General features: G+C 59.2%; 19 protein-coding genes. 8 read left to right on the top strand and 11 right to left on the bottom strand.

The genetic code is table 11. The features are described 5' to 3' along the window. Positions 1–310 precede the first annotated feature (310 nt). Positions 311–1,402 (bottom strand): DUF4236 domain-containing protein, encoded by a 1,092-nt coding sequence (locus BN1115_RS21935; protein WP_082034890.1) that lies wholly within the window; start codon positions 1,400–1,402, stop codon positions 311–313. 612 nt (positions 1,403–2,014) lie between these two features. Here BN1115_RS21935 and BN1115_RS17950 point away from each other — a divergent pair. The 6 genes from BN1115_RS17950 to fdhD all read left to right on the top strand — a co-directional run bounded on the left by BN1115_RS17950 (position 2,015) and on the right by fdhD (position 9,249). Then, positions 2,015–2,629 carry a 4Fe-4S binding protein gene (locus tag BN1115_RS17950; protein ID WP_042658224.1) on the top strand — a complete coding sequence of 205 codons (615 nt, stop codon included), beginning with the start codon at positions 2,015–2,017 and terminating at the stop codon, positions 2,627–2,629. Between the two features lie 118 nt (positions 2,630–2,747). Further along, a complete protein-coding gene (fdhF, locus tag BN1115_RS17960; protein WP_082034891.1) occupies positions 2,748–4,892 on the top strand; it encodes a formate dehydrogenase subunit alpha in 2,145 nt (714 codons plus the stop codon). An 81-nt stretch (positions 4,893–4,973) separates the two neighbouring features. Next, positions 4,974–5,408: a hypothetical protein gene (locus tag BN1115_RS17965; RefSeq protein ID WP_042658227.1), complete on the top strand. Its 435-nt coding sequence runs from the start codon at positions 4,974–4,976 to the stop codon at positions 5,406–5,408. Next, entirely contained in the window at positions 5,405–5,827 is a 423-nt protein-coding gene (locus tag BN1115_RS17970; protein WP_042658228.1) for a hypothetical protein, read from the top strand. Before BN1115_RS17965 ends, BN1115_RS17970 begins: the two co-directional genes overlap by 4 nt. 390 nt (positions 5,828–6,217) lie before the next feature. Next, positions 6,218–8,350 (top strand): sigma 54-interacting transcriptional regulator, encoded by a 2,133-nt coding sequence (locus BN1115_RS17975; RefSeq protein ID WP_042658229.1) that lies wholly within the window; start codon positions 6,218–6,220, stop codon positions 8,348–8,350. After that, the gene (gene fdhD / locus BN1115_RS17980) at positions 8,347–9,249 is read left to right on the top strand and encodes a formate dehydrogenase accessory sulfurtransferase FdhD (RefSeq protein ID WP_244152295.1); all 903 of its coding nucleotides are present in this window, start codon (positions 8,347–8,349) and stop codon (positions 9,247–9,249) included. The genes BN1115_RS17975 and fdhD overlap by 4 nt, the downstream gene beginning before the upstream one ends. A gap of 115 nt (positions 9,250–9,364) precedes the next feature. Here fdhD and asd read toward each other — a convergent pair whose 3' ends face one another. The 4 genes from asd to BN1115_RS21940 all read right to left on the bottom strand — a co-directional run bounded on the left by asd (position 9,365) and on the right by BN1115_RS21940 (position 13,958). Further along, positions 9,365–10,477, bottom strand: coding sequence for an aspartate-semialdehyde dehydrogenase (gene asd / locus BN1115_RS17985; RefSeq protein ID WP_005345266.1), 1,113 nt, complete (start codon positions 10,475–10,477; stop codon positions 9,365–9,367). A 319-nt stretch (positions 10,478–10,796) separates the two neighbouring features. Continuing rightward, complete coding sequence (locus BN1115_RS17990) at positions 10,797–12,116, bottom strand: D-amino acid dehydrogenase (RefSeq protein ID WP_341833833.1); 1,320 nt, start codon at positions 12,114–12,116, stop codon at positions 10,797–10,799. A 157-nt stretch (positions 12,117–12,273) separates the two neighbouring features. After that, the gene (locus tag BN1115_RS17995) at positions 12,274–13,794 is read right to left on the bottom strand and encodes a cryptochrome/photolyase family protein (RefSeq protein ID WP_042658231.1); all 1,521 of its coding nucleotides are present in this window, start codon (positions 13,792–13,794) and stop codon (positions 12,274–12,276) included. After that, the gene (locus BN1115_RS21940) at positions 13,794–13,958 is read right to left on the bottom strand and encodes a DUF2256 domain-containing protein (RefSeq protein WP_082034892.1); all 165 of its coding nucleotides are present in this window, start codon (positions 13,956–13,958) and stop codon (positions 13,794–13,796) included. Before BN1115_RS21940 ends, BN1115_RS17995 begins: the two co-directional genes overlap by 1 nt. A 471-nt stretch (positions 13,959–14,429) precedes the next feature. Between BN1115_RS21940 and BN1115_RS18000 the strand changes: the two genes are divergently transcribed. After that, positions 14,430–15,815 (top strand): tryptophanase, encoded by a 1,386-nt coding sequence (locus tag BN1115_RS18000; RefSeq protein WP_042658232.1) that lies wholly within the window; start codon positions 14,430–14,432, stop codon positions 15,813–15,815. 134 nt (positions 15,816–15,949) lie between these two features. Here the strand turns inward: BN1115_RS18000 and cdd are convergent, their stop codons facing one another. The 3 genes from cdd to BN1115_RS18015 all read right to left on the bottom strand — a co-directional run bounded on the left by cdd (position 15,950) and on the right by BN1115_RS18015 (position 18,071). Next, entirely contained in the window at positions 15,950–16,834 is an 885-nt protein-coding gene (gene cdd, locus BN1115_RS18005) for a cytidine deaminase (RefSeq protein WP_042658233.1), read from the bottom strand. A 197-nt stretch (positions 16,835–17,031) separates the two neighbouring features. After that, a complete protein-coding gene (locus tag BN1115_RS18010) occupies positions 17,032–17,718 on the bottom strand; it encodes an LrgB family protein (protein ID WP_042658234.1) in 687 nt (228 codons plus the stop codon). Beyond that, a complete protein-coding gene (locus tag BN1115_RS18015; protein WP_042658278.1) occupies positions 17,715–18,071 on the bottom strand; it encodes a CidA/LrgA family protein in 357 nt (118 codons plus the stop codon). The genes BN1115_RS18010 and BN1115_RS18015 overlap by 4 nt, the downstream gene beginning before the upstream one ends. 176 nt (positions 18,072–18,247) lie before the next feature. Between BN1115_RS18015 and BN1115_RS18020 the strand changes: the two genes are divergently transcribed. Continuing rightward, positions 18,248–19,957 (top strand): glycoside hydrolase family 36 protein, encoded by a 1,710-nt coding sequence (locus BN1115_RS18020; RefSeq protein WP_042658235.1) that lies wholly within the window; start codon positions 18,248–18,250, stop codon positions 19,955–19,957. Positions 19,958–20,022: 65 nt separating this feature from the next. Here the strand turns inward: BN1115_RS18020 and BN1115_RS18025 are convergent, their stop codons facing one another. The 3 genes from BN1115_RS18025 to BN1115_RS18035 all read right to left on the bottom strand — a co-directional run bounded on the left by BN1115_RS18025 (position 20,023) and on the right by BN1115_RS18035 (position 23,204). Beyond that, positions 20,023–20,523, bottom strand: coding sequence for a hypothetical protein (locus tag BN1115_RS18025; protein WP_042658279.1), 501 nt, complete (start codon positions 20,521–20,523; stop codon positions 20,023–20,025). Between the two features lie 155 nt (positions 20,524–20,678). After that, positions 20,679–22,106, bottom strand: a complete 1,428-nt coding sequence (sbcB, locus tag BN1115_RS18030; RefSeq protein WP_042658280.1) for an exodeoxyribonuclease I — start codon at positions 22,104–22,106, stop codon at positions 20,679–20,681. Between the two features lie 180 nt (positions 22,107–22,286). Further along, the gene (locus BN1115_RS18035) at positions 22,287–23,204 is read right to left on the bottom strand and encodes a BrxR family helix-turn-helix transcriptional regulator (RefSeq protein ID WP_042658236.1); all 918 of its coding nucleotides are present in this window, start codon (positions 23,202–23,204) and stop codon (positions 22,287–22,289) included. Positions 23,205–23,247 lie beyond the last annotated feature (43 nt).

Consider the following 23,247-nt stretch of genomic DNA (forward strand, 5'->3'; position numbering starts at 1 on the left):
TGGTAAAGTGAGTAACCGATTGTTTTATCTGTGGATATGTTGGGCCGCTATTTTTATCGAGGTGGGTGATAAATAGACTATAAAATAATGCTAATTAATTGCTGGCAGGATGGCAAAGGGGGGGCGTCGGGTAGCAATGGAGTCTTTATTTGCCAGAGGGGAAAAGGCAGAGTGCAATGAACGAAGTGAATTGCACCAAGTATTAAAAGAGCCAAGAGGTGCAATGCGCTGCGCTTATTGCTCCCAATGGCACTGAACGATAAAACAAATACGATTCTTTGTGTTCAATAAATCGCACTAATTAATATTTTTAAGTTTCCTTTGGCAGGCAGGTTGCTAGAGCAGAAAGAGCATTTTTAAAGTCCTCAGCAGGGCCACGTTTAGACAGTTGGATTAATTCATTAAGACCTGTAGAGCTGGTAAATGTCATTTCTTGATACAAACAAATTGGTAGCTCGTGATTGTTTTTGAATCTGCGGTCAGGCCCACCAGATTTATTTACATATTTCCATGTCTTATCAACAATCAATGCATCGCTTGGAACGGTTTCATCTTCAATAAACCGTCTATCACCTACCGCCACTAGGAGTGTTTGATAGCTTACAGCTCCGACCCCAGCAGCATCGTAAACCAGTACTCGGTCAGGAAAGAAATGCAAAGTCTGGCGACCAACTGCAAGTGAGACAGTTTTTACATTCGTTTGTAAATACGGAGGCTCAGAGATCTGAATTGTTGTTGTTTTTCGGTCTACTAGATTACTGGCACCTGCATGATATTTTTTATCAAGGACCTTACCAGAGGCTGATATGTGCCAAGCCTTTCTACATTTTTCCAAGCGTTCAGCTGCTTGGAACAGTGTATTATATTTAGTCTCTATTTCTGGTTCAAAGTCATAGAACAGCACAGTTGTCTTAGCTAGCATATCTCGTGTATGAGATACCCAAGTGAAAAACAAACCCAATACTAACGTGGAAAGCACAACCCATCCTGGCAGCTCCATATTATTCAATAAATATGTAAACCCTAAGGACGCAATGAAAACGATTGGCCATATCCTAGATTTTTTTCGCTTATCATTTAACTCATTGAGTAACTCTGATGAAGATGAATCAACGATCTGTGTGACATGTGCAGAATCAATTTCCTTTAGCGGTTCGTGAGTGAGATCATGGGGGTTGCTTGTGACGTGCTGGTTTATATCTTGAATTGGAGATCTTTCATATGGAGAACTAGCAATAGTTGAACGGTAGTAAATGTTTTTTGTGCCAATTCTGACATAATTCCCCCTTGGGCCTGTTCCAATTCTTAGGCCTTTAATACCAGCAGAAACACCTAGCCCAGATTTTGATAGATTGAAACGAAAAGGGCCAACAGCAATGCTCTTCCTTATATAAATTCCCATGTTTACTCCGATGTAAAAAATGCCCTGCTAAAAGATTCGTGCGAGGCAATGTTCATTGCAGAGCTGGTTGCCATCTGGGACATGCTATCTGGTTGATTAAAAAACAGAAGAGGGAGGGGTTAGAAACCGGATCTTGCTCAACAAATGGGTCAATAGAGGGGCTTTTTTGTTTTTTCTTCTTTATGACCAACACCTTTCAAATAGCAAAACTAAACATTTTAGCCGCCGCTCTGCTCTCTCCAGTCCTGCTAACACTGCCTTGAGTCCTGTTGCCGCCATGCCATATGTGTCGTCGGCAGGTCGGCTCTTCCGATGGTGAATAGGGTTGTTATTAGGGTGTCGAGCTCGTCACTTTTGTCGTGTCGATCACAGTTCTGCAGGGGGCTCGTCATCGTCACCAGTCCGAATTTTTCACTTCCTCATTCTGTTTATCCCTTTATTTTCAGTTGCTTGCGAATTTTATTTCGTCACTTCCCGTTTTTGGTCTGATAAATGCTTTGTGGGTGAGCCGACTGCGTCGTCGCTGTGCGAGTGTGGGCCCCTCGGGGTTGGCACTTGGCCACATCGGGCGATGCCAGTGCGGCAGTAACGAACCATTTAGGATCCCTCTCTATGAACAGCTTCGTGATTGCAGATCCCAGTCTCTGTATTGGGTGTCGTACCTGTGAGGTGGCCTGCGCCGTTTCACACCAGTCAGGGTCTTGCAGCGGGACCCTTGAGCGGGAGGGCGGCCTGCATCTTGCCATCGAGGATGGACATCTGGTCTCCAAGGACAGCTATTTCCAGCCGCGCCTGAAGGTGATCGTCGGCAGCAAGGTGACCACGCCGGTGCTCTGCCGCCAGTGTGAAGACAAGCCGTGCGCCATGGCCTGCCCGAACAATGCCATCGTCAGCGAGGATGGTTGCGTCAAGGTGTTGCAGGAGCGCTGCATCGGTTGTAAATCCTGCGTGGTGGCCTGTCCTTACGGTGCCATGGCGGTGGTGGTGAAAGAGGTGGCCCCTGCGGCTGACTCGCTGTTCAAGCGCCCGCAGACCAAGGCGCAAGCCTTGAAGTGCGATCTCTGCCGTCACCGTGAGGCGGGCCCGGCCTGTGTCGAGGTGTGTCCGACCCAGGCGCTGCGTCTGGTGACGCCGGAATCCCTTGGCGAACTGAATCGCCAGAAGCAGCTGGCCAGTGCCGAGGCGATGGCGGCCTGCCAGAGTCAGCTGGTGTTGGCACAAGGGTAATGCATTGGATGGCGTGCGCAGGCCCTTGCTGGCCGCCGCTTGCGCCTCTGTGCTCTCTACCCCTGACAAGCCATTTTCGTTAAAGGCCTTTTACCGTTAACAAACAAGAGTGTGAGTCATGAAAAAAGTCATTACCGTCTGCCCCTATTGCGGCACCGGTTGCAAAATCAACCTGCTGGTTGAAAACGACAAGGTGGTGGGTGCCGAAGGCGCCAACGGCCGGACCAACGAGGGGCAGCTCTGCCTCAAGGGTTATTACGGTTGGGATTTCTTGAACGACACCAACCTGCTGACCCCCCGTCTCAAGAGCCCGATGATCCGCCGCGAGCGCGGTGGCAAGCTGGAAGCCGTCTCCTGGGATGAGGCGATCGACTTTGCCAGCAGCCGTCTGGCTGCCATCAAGGCGAAATACGGTGCCGACGCCATCATGACCACCGGCTCGGCCCGTGGCCCGGGTAACGAAGCCAACTATGTGATGCAGAAATTTGCCCGCGCAGTGCTGGGGACGAACAACGTCGACCACTGCGCGAGGGTGTGACACGCACCCTCAGTCTCCGGTCTGGAGACAACTGTAGGCAACGGCGCCATGAGCAACGCCATTCCCGAAATTCAAGAGACCAAGTGCCTGCTGGTGTTTGGTTACAACGCTGCTGACTCTCACCCCATCGTCGCCCGCCATATCCTCAAGGCGAAGGCAAACGGGGCCAAGGTGATTGTGTGTGATCCCCGCATGGTGGAGACCGCCCGCATCGCCGATCAGTGGCTGCCGCTCAAAAACGGTTCCAACATGGCGCTAGTTAACGCCTTCGCCAACGTGTTGATCAGTGAAGGGCTCTACAACAAGGAATTCGTCGCCAACTACACCGAAGGGTTCGACACCTTCAAGGCCACGGTCGCCAAGTACACCCCGGAATATGTCGAGGGGATCACTGGCCTCAAGGCTGCGGATATCCGCGCCGCCATTCGCACCTATGCCGCGTCGCCTGCGTCCATGATCCTGTGGGGCATGGGGGTGACTCAATACGGTCAGGCGGTGGATGTGGTCAAGGGGCTCGCGGGTCTGGCGCTGCTGACCGGCAACTTCGGTCGCCGTGGCACTGGCTGCGGGCCGGTGCGCGGGCAGAACAACGTGCAGGGCACCTGCGACATGGGGATGCTGCCGCACCAGTTCCCGGGTTATCAGTCGGTAAGCGACCCCGAGATCAGTGCCAAGTTCGCCAAGGCGTGGGGCGTGGAATCCCTCTCCCAGAAACCCGGCTACCGGTTGACGGAGCTTGGCCACAAGGTGGAGGAGGGCAAGTGCAAGGCGTTCTACATCTTCGGTGAAGATCCCGCGCAGACCGAGGCCGATCTGGCCCAGTTCCGCCGCACCCTTAGCGGCATGGATCTGGTGATCGTGCAGGATATCTTTATGACCCAGACCGCCGAGATGGCGGATGTGATCCTGCCCGCCACCAGTTGGGGCGAGCACGAGGGGGTTTACAGCTCAGCGGATCGCGGCTTCCAGCGCTTCTACAAGGCGGTCACTCCCCCTGAGAACGTGAAACCGGACTGGGCAATCTTCTCGCTGATGGCCACCGCCATGGGGTATCCCATGGCGTATCGCGACACCCAACAGATCTGGGACGAGATGCGTGCCCTTTGCCCGCTCTATACCGGGGTCAGCTACGACAAGATGGCCGATCTCAAGAGCGTGCAGTGGCCCTGTCCGACCGAGGATCACCCGGGCACCAGCACTTTGTTCGAGGGGAATGTGTTCACCACCCCGAGCGGCAAGGGTCAGCTGATCGCCTCCGAGTGGCGGGCGCCGCTGGAGCAGCCTTGTGCAGAGTATCCGCTGGTGCTCTCCACCGTGCGTGAGGTGGGGCACTACTCCTGCCGCTCCATGACCGGCAACTGCTCGGCGCTGCAAACCCTGGCCGATGAGCCGGGCTATGTGCAGATCCACCCGAGTGATGCGCAAAAGCTCGGGGTGAAGGATCAGGCACTGGTGTGGATCTCGTCGCGACGCGGCAAGGTGATCACTCGCGCCAACTACAACGAGCGGGTCAACGCCGGTGTGGTCTACATGACCTACCAGTGGTGGATCGGGGCTTGTAACGAGCTGACCATCGAGCACCTTGATCCGGTCTCCTACACCCCCGAGTACAAGTACTGTGCGGTGAAGATTGAGCGTATTGAAGGTCAGGCTGAGGCGGAAGTGTACGTCCAGACTGAATACAGCGCGCTCAAGGCGAAATTGCGCAGCGCCGCCAAAGGGTAATCGTCGTTAATAAAGTGGATCCAGGCTCTGTTTACAGGGCCCGGATCCCCTCATCCTTTTTTCAGCTGGCAGGTGTCCACCATGAACCGTGAATTAACGATCTCGTTCGGGATTTTTTATGTTTCAGCCTATTTGTTGGCAATGTTATTGGGGATGGGGTGTTACCTCTGGTACGACGAATTGATATTTCTGCTGGGCTTTGGTTTCTTCGGCTGTTTTATCGCCGCGCGCATTGCCATGGGCGCCGTGCTGGCGGCCCTGAGCGTGCAGTTGGCCTGGCTCGTGGCCTTCCTCTCCACCACGCTGGTGAATACCCTGCTGCTGGGCCTTTTTGCTCTGGTGGTCTATCTGACTCATCAGGCGGTGTCGGAAGACATATCACAAAATATCAGCTGGTTATTGGTGGCGTTTCAGCTGCTATCGGCGGGCTTTATTTTCGGTGGACTCAAGTTCCATCCGGGCAATATTGGAAAATCAATTTTCGAACAAATCGGTAGTAAGGAGTCAAATATATGAAACGTATTGAAGAGCAAGCGCAGCTGCTGGATCTGGAGTATCAGGGCATCGCCCTGCTGTTTGACCAGTTTTGCCAGCGGGCGGGCACCCTCGCCAAGCAATACAAATTCTTCAACTGGCCCGATTACGAGGATACTCCGCCACTGTGCCGGGCGTTCACCCTGTTGGGGGAGACGCGCGAGCTCAGACTCTCTTGTCAGCCAGGTGAGCGGGGAGAACTTAACGGTATCCTCCAGATTGTCGATGAAGCCGGGCAGGTGCAGGCCAGCCAGGTGTATCGGGCCGATGGCCGTTTGCCGCAGGAAACGGGCCGTTTTCTCGATAATCCGCCCGAGCTGCTACTCAAATTGATGCTCGATGCCGTCTGGCAGCCCGGCCTTGTCGAGGGGCAACAGCTCATCGCCAATGAGTGCCGCTGACCACATCAACGCGATGATGCCGATATGCCCCCTGTTGCAGGGATGACACGGGATCTCGTGAGCCAGAGGCGCTGTCATCGGGTTCGGAACAACTTATGACAAAAGCGTGCTGAAAAACGACAGCCTACTGGCGATAACGGGTCCGCGCTGAGTGGAGCGGCGAATATAGGTGTGGCAGGGATCGGCCCGGAGTAATGAGTCCCGTGTGTGCCCCCATGGTTGTATTGAAAATAGGGCTACCTTATGATCCAACGCTCAGTGCGATACCATTTAATGAGTATTGATTTTTATGATTAAACGTTAATGGACTACGTTTTTTTATTGTGACATCTGACGGAGCTCCCCGTCCTTGCTGATGTCTTGCCTGCATAGCGGTAACGTGAGGCCAGAATGCTAAATGTGAGTGCCATTCCTCTGGACGAAATCTCCCCCATCTGGGACGACGGTTTTCTTTCTCTGTCCAAAACCCTGCTGTCGGCAGTCACCCTCGACGACTTTATAAAAAAACTCAACAAGATCGATGCCTGCTTCGGCGGTGTGACCCGGGTCAACCTGATCCTCAATATGGGGGCGGACGAGGAGGCCATCGTCTATTTCATGGGCGCGATCGGCCCAAAGCATCTGGTCTGCCCCAAGGCAGAGCTGCACGTCTCCCCCCGTCCTACCAAAGAAACCCCGGAACAGGCCATCATTCTCGCTGCCGCCCGCTTTGAGAATCGCTGCCCGGCCCTGGATCGCGAAGGGGTCTACGCGGGGCTGCGCTCCTACTGCCAGCTCCCCATCACCACAGCCCGCAGCCATCTTGGCGGGGTCGAGTTTATCAACACCCGACTCGACAGCTTCACCATGGAGACGCTGGCCAAGCTGACCCAGCTTGCCGCCATCATCGCCATTGCGCTGGAGAACGTGCTCGACAAGGAGCGCACCCTGGAGCAGGCCAACTCCCTGCGCCTTGAGCGCGACAGCTGCAAAATTCTGGTGGATGTGACCAACGCGGTGATCAAACTGGTGCGCATCGCCGAGCTGCCCAAGAGCCTGTTTGCCATCCTGCACCACCACTTTGGCATCAGCAGCTTGTGTCTGGCCGAGTACAACGCCACCTCCGACAGCTTCAAGAGCTATCTGGTCAATCAGCACCAGAGCGACGAGCCGGGCATCATCGATCACTCCTGTTTCGAGAAGAAGTGCCTGCAGGGGGCCCTTGGTCACAGCGAGCCGTTTTTCGTCTATCGCGAGCACGGTAACGGCTGCAGCAATCGCTGCCGCTTTACCTCCCAGATCCTGCCGCCCGAAGCTGACAGCTCCTGCGTTTTGCCGCTGCGCTATCGGGGCAACCTGCTGGGGGTGTTGATCCTCTCGCACCCCCATGCTGACTTCTTTGCCGATATCGATATCTCCCTGCTGGAGCAGGTGGCGGCGCGCACGGCGATTGCCATGAACAATGTGCAGGCGCAGCAGGAGATCACCAACACCAACGGTGCCAAAGAGAAGACCATTCGCATCAACGAGCCGCAGATGCAGGGGGAGTTCCCCCACATCATCTACCAGAGCGCGGTGATGGAGAGCGTGCTGGAGAAGGTGCGGCTGGTGGCCGAGAGCGACAGTACCGTGCTGATCCTCGGCGAGACCGGCACCGGCAAGGAGCTGATCGCCCAGGCGATTCACGCCCTGAGTGCCCGCCACGATCACGAGATGGTGAAGGTGAACTGCGCCGCCATTCCCACCGGCCTTATCGAGAGCGATCTGTTCGGCCACGAGAAGGGGGCCTTTACCGGCGCACTGACCCAGCGCATCGGCCGTTTCGAGCGGGCCCACAAGGGCACCCTGTTCCTCGACGAAGTTGGGGATATGCCGCTGGACTTGCAGCCCAAACTCTTGCGGGTATTGCAGGAGCACGAGCTGGAGCGGGTCGGCAACAGCAACCCCATCGCGGTGGATGTGCGGCTGGTGGCCGCCACCAACTGCGATCTGCTCTCCATGGTCAAGAACAAGCGCTTTCGCAGCGACCTCTACTACCGGCTCAACGTCTTTCCCATCGAGCTGCCGCCGCTGCGGGAGCGGCGCGAGGATATTCCGCTGCTGGTCAACTTCTTTATCAAGAAGATCGCCAAGCGGATGCGCCGCACCATCACCTCAATCCCCGCCGATGCCATGAAGATGCTGGTATCGCTGCCCTGGTACGGCAATATCCGCGAGCTGGAGAACGTCATCGAGCGCGCCGTGGTGATGACCCGCGGCCATGTGCTCAATCTCTCGCCGGATGAGCTGATGCCGCTCAAGGGCTACCACAAGATTGAGACCCTGGTTTATGACGAGCCCGCTTCTCCGCTCTTTGCCGAGGAGGCACCGACCGATGAGCGCGAGGCGATCATCGCCGCCCTGCGCGACTGCAACGGCATCGTAGCAGGCGAGCGGGGGGCGGCCAATCGCCTCGGCATGAAGCGCACCACGCTGCTTTCGAAAATGAAGCGGCTCGGCATTTCGGCCAGAGATCCCGAGATCATCGATGGGGTCGCACCATGAGAGAGCTACTTGAGCTTGAGGCGCGGAGTGATCGGAGCGAGCAAAAACAGAACGAACAGTGCGAACAGAGAGAACAGAGAGAGCAGAGCGAACAGAACGAGCTGGCACGCTGCGCCATCCACCGCGAGGTGGTGCACTACCGTGCCGATACGGTAACCAGCGACAGCGAGATGGAGTTGCCCTCCGAGACACCGGTGGCGCTGGTCTACAACGGCATCGCCCACAGCGTGATGATGTGCTCGGCCTCCGATCTGGAGGATTTCGCCATCGGTTTTTCGCTCTCGGAGGGGATCATCGACAGCCTGCTCGATATCCACGACATCGAGCAGCATGACGGCTGTCAGGGGATTGAGCTGCATATCACGTTGGCTAACCGCTGCGTCCATCGCCTTAAAGAGAAGCGGCGCACCATGGCGGGCCGCACCGGTTGCGGCATCTGTGGCAGCGAGAGTCTGGAGCAGGTGATCCGCACCCAGCCAGTGCTGCCCGACAGCCAGCGTCTGGACGTGGGCCATATCGACAAGGTGCTGAGTGCGCTGCGCCCCCTTCAGCTGCTGGGCCAGCGCACCGGCGCCACCCATGCGGCGGTGCATCTGGATGGTGAGGGCAACATTCTCGCCATCCGCGAGGATGTGGGGCGCCATATTGCACTGGACAAGCTGGTGGGGCACTTGTGCCGCGCTGGCCGCCGTGACGGCGCCATTCTGGTGACCAGCCGCGCCAGTTTCGAGATGGTGCAAAAGTGCGCCAGCGCCGGGATCGAGATCTTGCTCGCCATCTCGGCCGCTACCGAGCTTGCGGTCGAGCGGGCCGAGCAGACGGGGCTGACGCTGGTGGGCTTTTGCCGCCCCGGACGGGCCGAGATCTACAGCGGTTGCCAGCGTATCCTGCTTAAGTGAGCACAAACGTGAGTGCAAGGTCGCAAACCCGCTAAACGGATCACGAAAATTGGCAATGAAAAAGGGCGGGGAGTGTGACTTCCCGCCCTTGTTGTATTTGTGTTTGGCTCGCGGATTAGCGCGCCAGCAGGATACGCAGCATGCGGCGCAGCGGCTCGGCGGCGCCCCACAGCAGTTGGTCACCCACGGTAAAGGCGGCCAGATACTCCGGGCCCATATTGAGTTTGCGCAGACGACCCACCGGAATGCTGAGGGTGCCGGTGACGGCAGCCGGGGTCAGCTCGCGGGCGGTGATGTCGCGATCGTTGGGGATCACTTTCACCCAGTCGTTGTGGGCAGCCAGCAGGGCTTCGATTTCCGCCAGCGGCACATCCTTCTTCAGCTTGATGGTAAAGGCCTGGCTGTGGCAGCGCAGGGCGCCGATCCGCACGCACAGACCATCCACCGGAATGACGGCGTTCTCGATACCCAAAATCTTGTTGGTTTCGGCCTGACCCTTCCACTCTTCACGGCTCTGGCCGTTGTCGAGCTTGGTGTCGATCCAGGGGATGAGGCCACCGGCCAGCGGTACGCCGAAGTTGTCCACCGGCAGGGTGCCTGAGCGGGTCTTTTCGGTGATCTTGCGTTCGATGTCGAGGATGGCGGAAGCAGGGTCGGCCAGCTCGACAGCCACTTCGTCACGCAGCATCCCCATCTGGGTGACCAGCTCGCGCATATGGCGGGCGCCGCCACCGGAGGCCGCCTGATAGGTGGCGACGCTCACCCATTCCACCAGGTCGGCCTTGAACAGGCCGCCGAGGGCCAGCAGCATCAGGCTGACGGTGCAGTTGCCACCGACGAAGGTCTTGATGCCATCGTTCAGGGCCTGCTCAATCACGTCTCCGTTGACCGGATCCAGAATGATGACGGCGTCTTTCTCCATCCGCAGGGAGGAGGCGGCATCAATCCAGTAACCCTGCCAGCCAGCGGCTTTCAGGCGCGGATAGACATCCTTGGTGTAGTCGCCGCCCTGGGCTGTGATGATGATATCCTGCTTTGCCAGCGCTTCGATATCGAAGGCGTCCTGCAGAGTACCGGCATCGACGCCGAAGTTGGGTGCGGCCTCACCGGCCTGGGAGGTGGTGAAGAATGTGGGTTGAATATGGGCGAAATCCTGCTCTTCCTGCATCCGGCTCATCAGAACCGATCCCACCATGCCACGCCAACCGACCAAACCTACTTTTTTCATATTGTCCTACCCTGGATTGCTGCTAAAGAAACTCGCGGTGACACCCGTAACCCCTTGTCTGGCGACGCCTGTTTACAAGCGGTTTACAGGCCATTTAAAAAATATGCGCTGCGAAAAATGCGTCTATCCACATTACGGATTGTGGCGGCTTGCGCAAGTCGAATTGCGCAATATTCTGTGCCGTTTGCTGCATTAACCGGCAGGGACAGCGTAGCTGCGACAGGCGGGCAGGGAGAAGGTCAACATCAGACGAAAAGGCCACCGGTTATGGCGGTGGCCTGTCAATAAAGCGGGTGAAACTGCCCGACAGCGTGGGTACTTAGCCGTAGCGGGCCAGAGTCAGCCCCTCGTCGCTGATGGCGGGCTCGCTGCCGCTGATGAGATCGCACAACAGCTGACCCGAACCGGCCGCCATGGTCCAGCCCAGGGTGCCGTGGCCGGTATTGAGCCAGAGACCGGGAATGGGGCTTGGCCCGACCAGCGGGGTGCCGTCCGGCGTCATGGGGCGCAGGCCGGTCCAGAACTCAGCCTTGCTGATATCGCCCCCTGCGGGGAAGAGATCGCCGACCACCATCGCCAGAGTGTCGTGGCGTCTGGGGTTGAGGGCGAGGTTGTAGCCCGACAGCTCCGCCATGCCGCCGACCCGGATCCGCTCATCAAAGCGGGTGATGGCTACCTTGTAGGTTTCATCGAGAACTGTGCTGCGCGGTGCGGCCTCGGCGTTGATCATCGGCAGGGTGAGGGAGTAGCCCTTGACCGGATAGACCGGCAGCTCCAGCCCGAGCGGGCGCAGCAGCGGCCGTAAAAAGCCGGTGGCATAGCTGCCGAGCGCACAGACGATGGCATCGGCGCGATAGCGCTGCTCGCCCGCCCGCACCGCCACGGCGCGGCCACTATCACGACCACGGCCCTGCTCAATCTCGTCGATGTCGCAGTTGAAGACGAACTTGACCCCGAGCTTCTCGGCTTCAAGGGCCAGGGCCTTGGTGAAGCGGAAGCAGTCGCCGGTCTCGTCGCCGGGCAGACGCAAGCCGCCGACGATTTTGCCGCGCACCCGCGCCAGCGCAGGCTCTGCCGCTTCGCAGCCGCTGGCATCCAGCGACTGGTAGGGGACGCCATATTCCTCCAGCACCTCGATGTCGCGCTGGCTGGCATCGAGCTGGGATTGGCTGCGAAACAGCTGCAGGGTGCCGAGCTGGCGCCCTTCGTAATCGATGCTCAGCTCGTCACGCAGCAGCTTCATGCAGTCGCGGCTGTATTCGGCCAGACGCACCATGCGCCCCTTGTTGGTGGCGTAGGCGGTCGGGGTGCAGTTGGCGAGCATTCTGAGCATCCAGCGCAGCTGGAAGGGGTCGGCGGTAGGGCGCACGGTGAAGGGGGCATGCTTTTGCAGCATCCACTTGGCTGCCTTGAGCGGGATGCCGGGGGCCGCCCAGGGGGCCGCATAGCCCGGGGATATCTGCCCGGCGTTGGCATGGCTGGTTTCAAGGGCAACGCCCCCTTGCCGCTCCAGCAAGGTCACCTTGTGACCCGCTTTGGCCAGATACCAGGCGCTGGTTACCCCAATCACGCCGCCACCGAGAACCACTATCTCCATATCGTCTTTCCTTGACTGATCTCCTGATGTGGCCACCACCATAATCAGCCGCCACAGGATATTCAACCGCTCTGCGCAGGATTGGGATCTCCGTCTGCTTGCATGTCACAAGCTGGTGTTTGGTGCGATGGTGAGCCTGATTGCCAGCGTAAATCGCTGTGCTGTTTTCAGAGGGCATGTGTCAGAGGGTATGGCCCGCTTACAACTGCTCCAGCTTGATCAAATACTGCTCCGCCGTCGCCAGAATGGCCTGCTGCTGCGCTGCCGGTTGGCCATCCCAGTTGGCATAGGGCAGGGCGAGGCGGGGATTACCGCCAAGTTTGTCCCGGTTACGCCAGAGAAAGTGCCAGTAGAGGCTGTTGAAAGGGCAACTTCCGTCGCCGCTGCGGGTTTTGACCTGATAGTGGCACCCCTTGCAGTAGTGGCCCATTCGCTCGAGATAGGCGCCGCTGCTGGCGTAGGGCTTGCTGCCCATCAGGCCGCCATCGGCAAACTGGCTCATGCCGCGGGTGTTGGGCAGCTCCACCCACTCGATGGCATCCACATAGATGCCGAGATACCACTGATCCACCTCGTCAGGATCGATCCCCGCCAGCAGGGCAAAGTTGCCGGTCACCATCAGCCGCTGGATATGGTGGGCGTAACCGTGTTCCAGAGACTGACGAATGGCGTGGCGCACGCAGGCCATCTTGGTTTCTCCATTCCAGAAAAAGCCGGGCAGCGGCCGGTCGGCCCCGAGAAAATTGGCGCGCCGATAGTCGGGCATCTTCTCCCAGTAGAGGGCACGTACAAACTCGCGCCAGCCGAGGATCTGACGGATAAAGCCCTCTACTTGCGCCAGGGTGATGGTGCCCTGATTGGCCTGCCAGTGGGCTTCGGCGGCGCGGATCACCTCGAGCGGGTGGAGCATCTTGCTGTTGAGGGAAAACGACAAGCGGCTGTGAAACAGACTCCAGCCCCGCTCGCTCAGGGCATCCTGATAGCGGCCAAAGTGAGGCAGGCAGTGCGTCAGAAAATGGGCCAGCAGCTCGCGACTCTGGCGTCTTGTGATGGGCCACGGCAGCTTGCTGGCATCCGCCTCGCCGATGGTGCTGACCCCGTGGCGGGTCAGCATGTCATCAATCTCACTCACCTCGTTGGCAAAGGTGAGGGGGGCAGGGATGGGCTGGTTCGCCGGCAATTTGGCGCGGTTCTCGTCATCAAAATTCCAGCGCCCGCCAAGGGGTTGGCCGCGCTCATCGAGCAGCACCCTGTATTGCTTTCGCAGGGCGCGGTAGAAGAACTCCATCCGGCTGTGAGGATAGCGCTGCCAGCCATCACGGGGTGTGAGAAAATGCTCGCTATCCACCTCGGTGGCTGGGATGGCAAGGCCCGCCACCCAGCTTTTCAACTGGCTGGCGAGACGCCACTCGTCCGGGCTCTGCCAGGCAAAGCGGCTGGCCTGATGTGCTGCGAGCTGAGCCTCCAGCAAGCCGGGCAAGTCGGGCCAGCGGGCGCTCTCATCGAGAGTCAGGTAACAGACGCGGTGGCCCGCCTTGCCGAGGGCCGCCGCGAAGGCGCGCATGGCGGCGAAGAAGGCCAGCACCTTCTGGCGATGGTGGCGGCAGTAGTCGGTCTCCTGACGCAGCTCCGCCATCAGATAGCAGACCGCCGGATCCGGGGTGCGAAACCAGCTGTGACCTGCGTCCAGCTGATCGCCGAGAACAAGGCGCAGCTCCATCAGACTCGCTCCCCCTCAGGTTGCTGGCAGCGGTGACGAGCGTGGCGACAGCGCTCACTGCAGTAGCGAACCTCCTCCCAACTGCGCGCCCACTTGCGCCGCCAGCTGAAGGGGCGTTGGCAGACGGGGCAGATCTTCTCGGGCAGATGGGGTTTGCGATGCATGGGTCTTCCTGCTGTGGGCAACGAGGTAGGGTGAACGGGGTCAATTCAACGGGATAACAGCTTAACGAAGCGGGGCGCCTCGTGGATCATCGAGAATCGCGTCGGGTCGAGTGAGTGCGCACTTTGTGAGCGGGCGCACAGCTCGTCGGTGCGCCCCTTGTTTGCAAATTAACCTGCCGTTAACGTGGCGAGGCTGCCCGCTGGCAGCACCCATCAATGGATCTTATTGGCCACCGACTGTTTACAACCGATATGGAGGGGAGTGATGCCAATCATGACAGCTACGCCCCGGGCAGCTAGCCTGCTCGCCCACTGGTATACCCGGGATCCCATTCTCACCTTCGACTTTCCTCACCGCTGATTGGCGGCACCCGCCGTTTGAATTTGTCAGCCGGACGACTCTGATCGCCCCGGCCTCTTTGCCAAACCCTCTTTCAAACACACTGGCCTTGCGCCGGTGAGGAGTCTTTTATGCGTCGTATACCCGAGCCGTTTCGTATCAAGATGGTCGAGCCCATCAAACAGACCACTGGCGCCGAGCGCCGTGCCGCCCTCGAGGCCGCTGGCTGGAACCCCTTCCTGCTGCTGGCCGAAGATGTTTATATTGACCTGCTGACCGACAGTGGCACCGGCGCCATGTCCGACCGTCAGTGGGCCGGCATCATGATGGGGGATGAGGCCTATGCGGGCAGCCGCAACTTCGTCGAGCTGGAGCGCGCGGTGCGCGAGATCTTTGGCTACCAGCATGTGATGCCCACCCACCAGGGGCGCGGGGCGGAGCAGATCCTCTTCCCCGAGCTGGTCAAACGCTGCAAGGGCAAGGCGCCGGTCTTTATCTCCAACTACCACTTCGACACCACCAAGGCCCACGTGGAGTTGGCTGGCGCGCGGGCCATCAACCTGCTCACCCCGAAGGCCCTCGACACCACGGCCCCCTACGCCTGGAAAGGGGATTTCGATCTCGGTCGCCTGACCGACACCATCGAGACCCTGGGAGCCGACAACGTGGCTGGGGTCATCATCACGGTGACCTGCAACAGCGCTGGCGGCCAGCCGGTCTCCATGGCCAATATGGAGGCGGTCTCCGAGCTGGCCCGTCGCCACCAGATTCCGGTGGTGATCGACGCCGCCCGCTTTGCCGAGAACGCCTGGTTTATCAAGGAGCGGGATCCGGCCTATGCCAAGCACAGCATCAAGGAGATAGTGCGCCAGATGTTCGCTCTGGGGGACATCTTCACCATGTCGGCCAAAAAGGACGGACTGGTCAATATCGGCGGGCTCTGTTGCTTTAAAGAGGATCTCGATCTGTTCCGCGCGGTACAGGTGCGCTGCGTGGCGATGGAGGGGTTTGTCACCTATGGCGGCCTTGCGGGGCGGGACATGGCGGCGCTCGCCATCGGCCTGCGGGAGGGGATGGATGAGGAGTATCTCACCTACCGTATCAGTCAGGTGGCTTATCTGGGTGAGCGGCTGGCCGAGGCGGGCATCCCTATCCAGACCCCCACCGGCGGCCATGCGGTCTTTGTCGATGCCAAAAAGCTGCTGCCCCATATTCCAGCCGAGCAGTTCCCGGCTCATGCGCTCGCCTGCGAGCTCTATCTGGAAGGGGGCATGCGCGGGGTGGAGATCGGCTCCCTGCTGCTCGGGCGCGATCCCGCCACTGGCAAGCAGGAGGCGGCGGACTTCGAGTTGCTGCGCCTCACCATTCCGCGCCGGGTCTACACCCGGGATCATATGGACTATGTGGCCGACTGCCTGATCGCGGTGAAAGCGCGGGCCAGCGACATTCGCGGGCTCACCTTTGCCTACGAGCCACCGCTGCTGCGCCACTTTACCGCACGGTTGAAACCGGTCTGATCAGCAACTGGTTAGATGGGGTGATCAACCGCGTCAAACAGTGAAGATCAAGGGCTGCCCCCGGTTACACAGCACAGTAAAAAAGCCCCCGCACCAAGGTGCGGGGGCTTTCGTTTATCGAGGTAAAGCTGGGGTCAGACCGCCTGATACTCCAGCTCGACCGAGCCCAGCGCCTTGAGGGTGGACTGGGCGGAGTCCCGCTGGCTGATCTGGCCGTTTTTGCTCTCCAGCAGCACGGCGCGGCGGATGGTGGCGAGATCTTCACCGTTCAGCACCGCATGGGCACAGGCCATCTGCATCGGCGGCAGGCTGGGGTTGAAGGCGGCGTTCTCGGCGTAGCGGCCCGAGAAGAGGCGACCATCGGCAAACTGCAGCGCCACAGCAGCATAGCCCTGACTGTAGGGGGCATAGCTTTGGCGGGCGGCGGCCAGCGCGGCCTGCCACAGCGGGTCTTCGCTTTCGAGCGTGAGCTCGGCGTGATCCTGCGGGCTCATCAGGGCATCCGTGATGTCGAGATCCGCCGGGCCAAAGGAGTGGGGCAGGAAGGATTGCAGGGCGCTCAGGTCGTCCGGCAGAGAGACTTTCAGGATCTTGGCAGTGCTCAGCTCGTTCATAAACTGACGGCAGTGGCCGCAAGGGGTGTAGTTGACGGTGATTTCAGAGATCCCGGTCTCGCCACCCAGCCAGGCGTTGGAGATGGCGGACTGCTCGGCGTGGACCGAGTGGAACAGACCTTGACCCGAGAACTCCATGTTGGCGCCAAAGTACCAGCTGCCGCTCAGGCCGCAGGCGATGGCACCGACGTAAAATTTGGAGATGGGCGCTACCGAGCAGGCGGCGGCCAGCGGCAACAGGGCTAGACGCAGGGCGCGATCATCGAGTCCTGTGGCGGCTTTCAGGGTGGCGACTTGCTCCGGCGTGAAGCGGGCGTTGAAGTCGGCACTATCCAGCATGGGCTGCACGGCTGCTTTGAGCGGGGCAGAGAGGGTATCGAATGGCTTGGCAAAACGGGGATGCATAGTGTGTCCTCAAAGGCCAATTGGGCGGCCATTGTAGGGAGCAAGCTCGGGTAAATGTGTGAGCAGGCTCACGCCCTGACGGGCAAACGGAGGGGGATGGTAATGGAAACGTTTGTCTTGTGCAAATTGTGCGGCAGGTCGCACCCCGAGAGGCCCACAGGCCTGTCGGGGTGCTCAATCGGTGGTCAATAGGGTGATCAGATCAGCCAGTGATAGATGGCAAACAGCAGCGGGGCGACGGCTGCGGTGAGGATGCCGCACACCACCATGGCCAGTGACGCAAAGGCGCCCTGGGTGATCCCCTTCTCGGCGGAGGTAGCGGTGCCGATGGCGTGGGCACAGGCCCCCATGGCGAGCCCTTGCGCTTCCGGATCGGTCACTTTCAGCAGTTTGAGCAGTGGATAGCCGATCAGGGCGCCGACAATCCCCACTACCACTACCACGGCGGCCGCGATGGCAGGAATGCCGCCGATGGACTGGCTGACGCTCATGGCGAGCGGGGTGGTGATGGATTTGGTAGCCAATGAGGCGAGCAGCGCCGGATCTGTGCCCATAAAATGACCGATCAGCAGGGTTGTGCACACCGAGATCAAGACGGAGGCGAGGGTACAGATTAGGATGGGCTTGAGCTTGGCCTGGATCTGGCGCGCCTGCTGATAGAGCGGCAGCGCCAGCGCCACCACGGCGGGCTCCAGCAGCATGGTGATGGGGCTGCTGCCGCGCTCGTACTGCTCAAGGGGCAGATCGAGCCAGAGTAGTAGTCCAATGATCACCGCGGTCGGCACCAGCACCGGATTGATGATGGGCCAGGGCAGGCGGCGATAGAGGGCGCGGGTAGCGAAATAGAGCGCCAGGGTCAGAGGAATGGCTAGCCAGAAGATCATCTGTTCATCCCCTGGTAGAGCCGACCGACGGTGGCGAGGATCAGCACGATCCCGAGCACGATGCAGAGCATGATGACGCCGAAGGATTGGCGCAGGGGCTCAAGCCAGGCCACCAGTCCGACCGCAACCGGCACGAACAGCACGCCCATATGGCGCAGCAGCAAGCCTGCGCCCAACTCGACCCAGTGCAGCTTGATCAGTTGCAGGGAGAGCAGCACAAACAGCAGCAGCATGCCGATGATGCTGCCGGGAAAGGCGAATGGCAAGATGGCTGCCACGGTTTTGCCTGCCAGCAGGCAGGCGACGATGACCATAAAGTCACGAAGGTAAAGCAAGGCGCGTTGCGTGATCACGTGAGCCTCATCGACTGGGAAGAAAAATCGCAGTTTACCAGAGAGGCCGGGTCGCGGCATTAAAACAATAACAACTGAAATCAGTTCATTTGAAGCTGATTTGTATGGCGATGATCCGTTGAACAATCTTTTGAACATCGTCTGATAGAACCCTTTTCGAACTACAAGGAGTAGTGATGACATCCCTCTTGTCCCGCGTTCGCCAGTTGGCGAACGATAACGCGTTGCCACCCCATCTGCTGCAAACCCGTCAGTGGGAAGGGCCTCTGTGCCGGGTGCGACTCGACAACACCGGCGCTGATGCCACCCCGGTTGAGCGCTGGGTGCTGTTTGACGGCAAGCTTGGCCTGCCGGTGGAGAGCGCCATCTATGGCGAAGGATTCCAGATGCTGGCCCAGACCATGGGTAGCTGGCAATCACCGCAACATGTCGGCCGTTGCCCCGATGCCACCGTCTATCGCATCACCGATGACAACGGCTACCACACCATTCACAACCTGCTGCTGGTGGAGCATAACAAGGGGTGGCTGCTGCTCGCCTTTGCCAGCTGCCACCGTTTGGGCGGGGAGTTTCGCCTCTATCCAGATGGTCGCTTGCAGATCCTGATGAACTGCGAAGGGCGGGAACTTGCGGCCGGTGAGCACTGGCAGAGCGAGGCACTGATCTGCCTCGAAGGGGCGGAGCGCGAGGATCTGCTGGCCGAACTGGCACAGCTGATCGAGGCCGAGCACGGCTCGCTGATCGGCAAGGTGAGTGATCGTCCGAGCGGCTGGTGCTCCTGGTATCACTACTACGCGGATGTCAGTGCCGCCGATATTTGTGAAAACCTGCAGGTGCGTGCCAAGCGCTTCCCTGCCCTGCGTTATGTGCAGATCGACGACGGCTATCAGGCCAAAATGGGCGACTGGCTCACCCCGTCGGCCAAGTTTGAACAGGGGGTGGCATCACTGGCTGCGGAGATCAAACAGGCTGGCTGTGAGCCCGCTCTCTGGGTCGCTCCCTTTATTGCCGAGCCCGGTTCGCAGGTATTTCAGGATCACCCCGACTGGTTTGTGAAGGGGGATGACGGCCTGCCGCTCCCCTCCGAGCGGGTCACCTATGGCGGTTGGCGCTGCACCCCCTGGTATGTGCTGGATGGCACCCACCCCGAGGTGCAGGCGCACCTCGAGCGGGTGTTCCGTACCCTGCGCGAGCAGTGGGACATCCACTACTTCAAGCTCGATGCCAACTTCTGGGGCGCTATCCATGGTGGTCGATTCCACGATCCGGCCGCCACCCGGGTTGAAGCCTATCGGCGCGGCATGGCGGCCATCCTGCGTGGTGCAGGTGAAGGTGCTTTCCTGCTCGGTTGCAACGCCCCTATCTGGCCAAGCCTTGGGCTGGTGCACGGTATGCGGGTGAGTGACGATGTGGAGCGCAACGGCCACCGCTATCGCCAGATTGCCCGCGAGGCCTTCTGCCGCGCCTGGCAGAACGACAAGCTCTGGGCCCTCGACCCCGACTGCATCTGTCTGCGGGATCTGCCGAGCCAGCAGGCCAGCAAGGCTGAATACCGCTTCCATCTGGCTGCGCTGGTGGCGAGCGGCGGCATGATGCTGGCGGGTGATCGACTGCAAGATCTCGATGAGGAGCAGGCGGCGCAACTGCACAAGCTGCTGGAGCTCTGCGCGGCCCGGGCACCCTCTGCCCGTTTCGAGTCGATGGACTTTGCTTGCGGCGAAGTAAGCCTGCCAGAGGGAGGCACTCTGCTCTGCCTGTTCAACTGGGAGGGGCAACCACAAGAGTTTCTGCTGCCGGAAGGGGGAGCTGATTTTTGGCACGGGCAGGCTGTCGGCACGGCCGTGACCCTGCAAGGGGGCGAGGGGCGGGTGATCCACTACACCTGATCACTGCGTCACTACAAACAATTCAGGCTCCATCACGGAGCCTGAATTGTTTTCAATCACTAGCGTTAGTAACGCCACTCAAAGCCGATGGCGTATTTGGCGGAGCCATAGCCCGGGATGTCGCTGCCGGAGGCGATCGCCTTGAGGGTCAGCAATGGGGTGAGAGGAACCCCCAGACCGAAGCCGATGGCCAGCTGATCATTGGGGTTCCCCATCAGATCGACTCGCATCACCCGATAGAGGGACATATCCTCGCTCAGGTGTGTATACGCCTGTGACGCACGGTTATAGGCCTGACCAAATACTTCCAGCTGAAAACCTGACTGGGCACTGATGGCCAGCGGCACCCCGACAAACTTGTAGAGATGGGAACCGTTGAAGTAGCTGTTGGTGATCTGGGGAGTGAAGTCAGTCTGCTGGTAGAGGGTGCTGAAGTTGTGTTCGACGATGCGATAGGTCTGCTCCGGCAGGCGAGCAAGATAGTCCGGCACATCGAACCGGTATGCGGCGTTTGCTACCAGCGGCAGCAGGGTCAGTAATCCGAGCAATGCGTGGTGACGAGGCATCAGCAAATGGCTTCCGTTCGGCCAAACAGATCTCTTGCGTTTGGGACATTCGCCCTGAGTGTTGCAAGATATTGGTTTTTGGGGAAATCCCCTTCGTCATTATGACCTGAAGAAGGGGATGGGCGGGAAGGATTTATTGTGAAACTACTCACAACTCATAAATCTTCCAGATAGCGATAGAGACTCTTGAGAATCGCAAAGTTCCGTTCGTTACTCTGGTTCTGCTCTGCCAGCGCCTCGATACGGGGCACATAGTCCGGCAGACGGCGGCTGAAGTAGTCGCTGCAGTGCAGGCGCCAGCGCTTCTGCTCCGCTTCGCTCAAGGTGTGTGGCCAGTTGCGGGCGCGGTAACGAAACAGCATCTCCGGCAGCCGCGGATCGGTAAAGGCAAATTCCCGCTCACCCAGCAGATCCGCGGGGGTGGCGCGCACCAGATCCATTGTGGACTTGTCGCCGTGGCCAAAGAATCCGGCGTAGAGCTGGGTATCGGGGTCGCTGTCATTGCTGCCGGCAAACTCCTGATTGAACACCTCCACCAGTTTTTCCCGCACCTCGGGGTGGGCGCGCAGCAGATCCAGGCTCTTGCGGCACTGCTCCCGATCGATGCCCAGCTCATCGGCCCGCTCCGGTGTCAGGGTGGCGGCCGGTGCCAGCACCGGGCACTTGTTGATGTGCACCAGTTTGACCGGAATACCCGCCAGATCCCCCAGCTCCTCTTTCTTGGTGTAGAGCCGCTCGCGGATCTCCTCGCTGTTGAGTTCGATAAGCGGGGTAGGGTCGCGGGTGAGGTCCACCATGATCACCGCATTCTGGTTGGTGGGATGCCAGGCGAGCGGCGAAACCCAGCTCACGCACCCCTGCCAGGGGGAGAACATGCCGGAAACGTGCACCAGCGGCTTCATGGTCACCACGTCAATCAGCGCCTTCACCTTGTTCTTGTTGCGCAGCTCAAACAGGTAACCAAACAGCTTGGGTTGGGCTTTTTTTACCAGCTTGGCCATCTCGATGGTGGCCAGCACGTCCGAGAGCGCATCGTGGGCATTGGCGTGCGCCACGCCGTTGGCGACCGTCAGCTTCTCCAGCCTAAAACTCGGCTTGCCCTCATCGTCAAAGGCCCACTCTATCCCCTCCGGCCGCAGGGCATAGCAGGCCCGCAGCATATCGAGGATATCCCAGCGGGAGTTGCCGTTTTGCCAGCTGTAGGCATAGGGGTCATAGAAGTTGCGATAGAGGGTGTAGCGGGTCACTTCATCATCGAAGCGGATGCTGTTGTAGCCCAGCACACAGGTATTCGGAGTGGCGAACTGTTCATGGATCTGGCGAATGAAATCCGCTTCGCACAGCCCATCCTTCATCGCCTTTTGTGGCGTGATACCGGTAATGAGGCACGCCTCCGGATCCGGTAGATAGTCCGCCGGCGGCTTGCAATAAATCACCAGCGGCTCGCCAATGAGGTTGAAATCCGCATCGGTACGGATACCGGCAAACTGCGACGGTCTGTCCTTGGCGGGGCTGATGCCGAAGGTCTCGTAATCGTGGAAGTAGAATGTGGGCTCGTTGCCGGCGTGTGCTGTTTTGCTCATGTTGCTCGAGATGAGGTATCCGATGACGGCGGCTAGCGCCTGGGTGGGTGGTGCCATGCACCACAATTGCGTGCATGGTAAACCATAGCGCAGGCAGAACGAAGGGCGAGCCGCGCAGGTGGTGGTTTATTGGGCGGAACATTGCTTGATGCCTGACAAGTCGTGGTTGTGGGGGCTGTCTTACAAAATAATTAAATCCGCACTCTTGAGCTTGAAGGCACAGCCTTGCTGGATGAGCTCCTCCCGGTTGGCCAGCACCAGCGGGTAGAGCAGGGGATGTTGTTGGTGTTCGCCGTTATAGCTCACCTGCATGCGTTCCAATGCGTAATGTACTAAGGGGATCCGTTGGCTGAGCAATAGCTGGTTCCCGGTCATGGCATAGTCTCTGGCAATGATGGCCTGCTGTCCCTCGCTGAGGCCTGGATTCGGAACGACTACAGCGGTCACTTGGGTGTTCCACTCCAGATCTTGATCCCGGCCGTGAGGGGAGGCATCCAGCAGATCCGGTTCGCCCCGAAAACGACTCATCACAAAGTCCAGATATTCCCCTTTCTTCTCGCAGTAGGCACGTACGTGCCAGCGGATCCCGTCATAGACCAGAGTGTGAGGCACGATATTGCGGCCACTCTGCTCCTCTGAACTGAGGGATACGTAATCGACATCGACCCGCAGTTGGCCGCGCGCCGCTTGCACCAAGCCACGCACGATTTTCGGGTCGATATGGCGGTTTGGCACATCCAGGATCTCGATGTGGCCGTAGCGCAGATCCATCAGCGGCAGTGTCAACAGGCCCGCTTCATGTTGGCGCTGGTGCTGCTTTTCACGGTGTAGCAGCATCAGGTACTCATCCACTTTTCCCTCACTAAAGCGCGGGACAAAGTGTTCTGTGGGTTTGTATCCCTTCAGGCTTCTGTCATAGACCAGCCCTTCCGGTGAGTAGTGGGTCAGGTAGTGGTTGATATCCCGCGACGCCTGTTGGCGGCCGATATTGAAGGCGGTCATCAGATGGTTGGTGGTCAGCCGTCCCTCCCACTGCAAGACGATCTCCAGCAGACGAAAACGAAGGGTTTGATCCCAGGTGAGCTCTTTGGGTGCCATACGTGCTCCAAAATGCGACATGTTTATGTAACCAGTATCGGCA

It is taken from the genome of Aeromonas allosaccharophila (genome assembly GCF_000819685.1).
In the GTDB taxonomy this organism is placed as follows: Bacteria; Pseudomonadota; Gammaproteobacteria; order Enterobacterales; family Aeromonadaceae; genus Aeromonas; species Aeromonas allosaccharophila.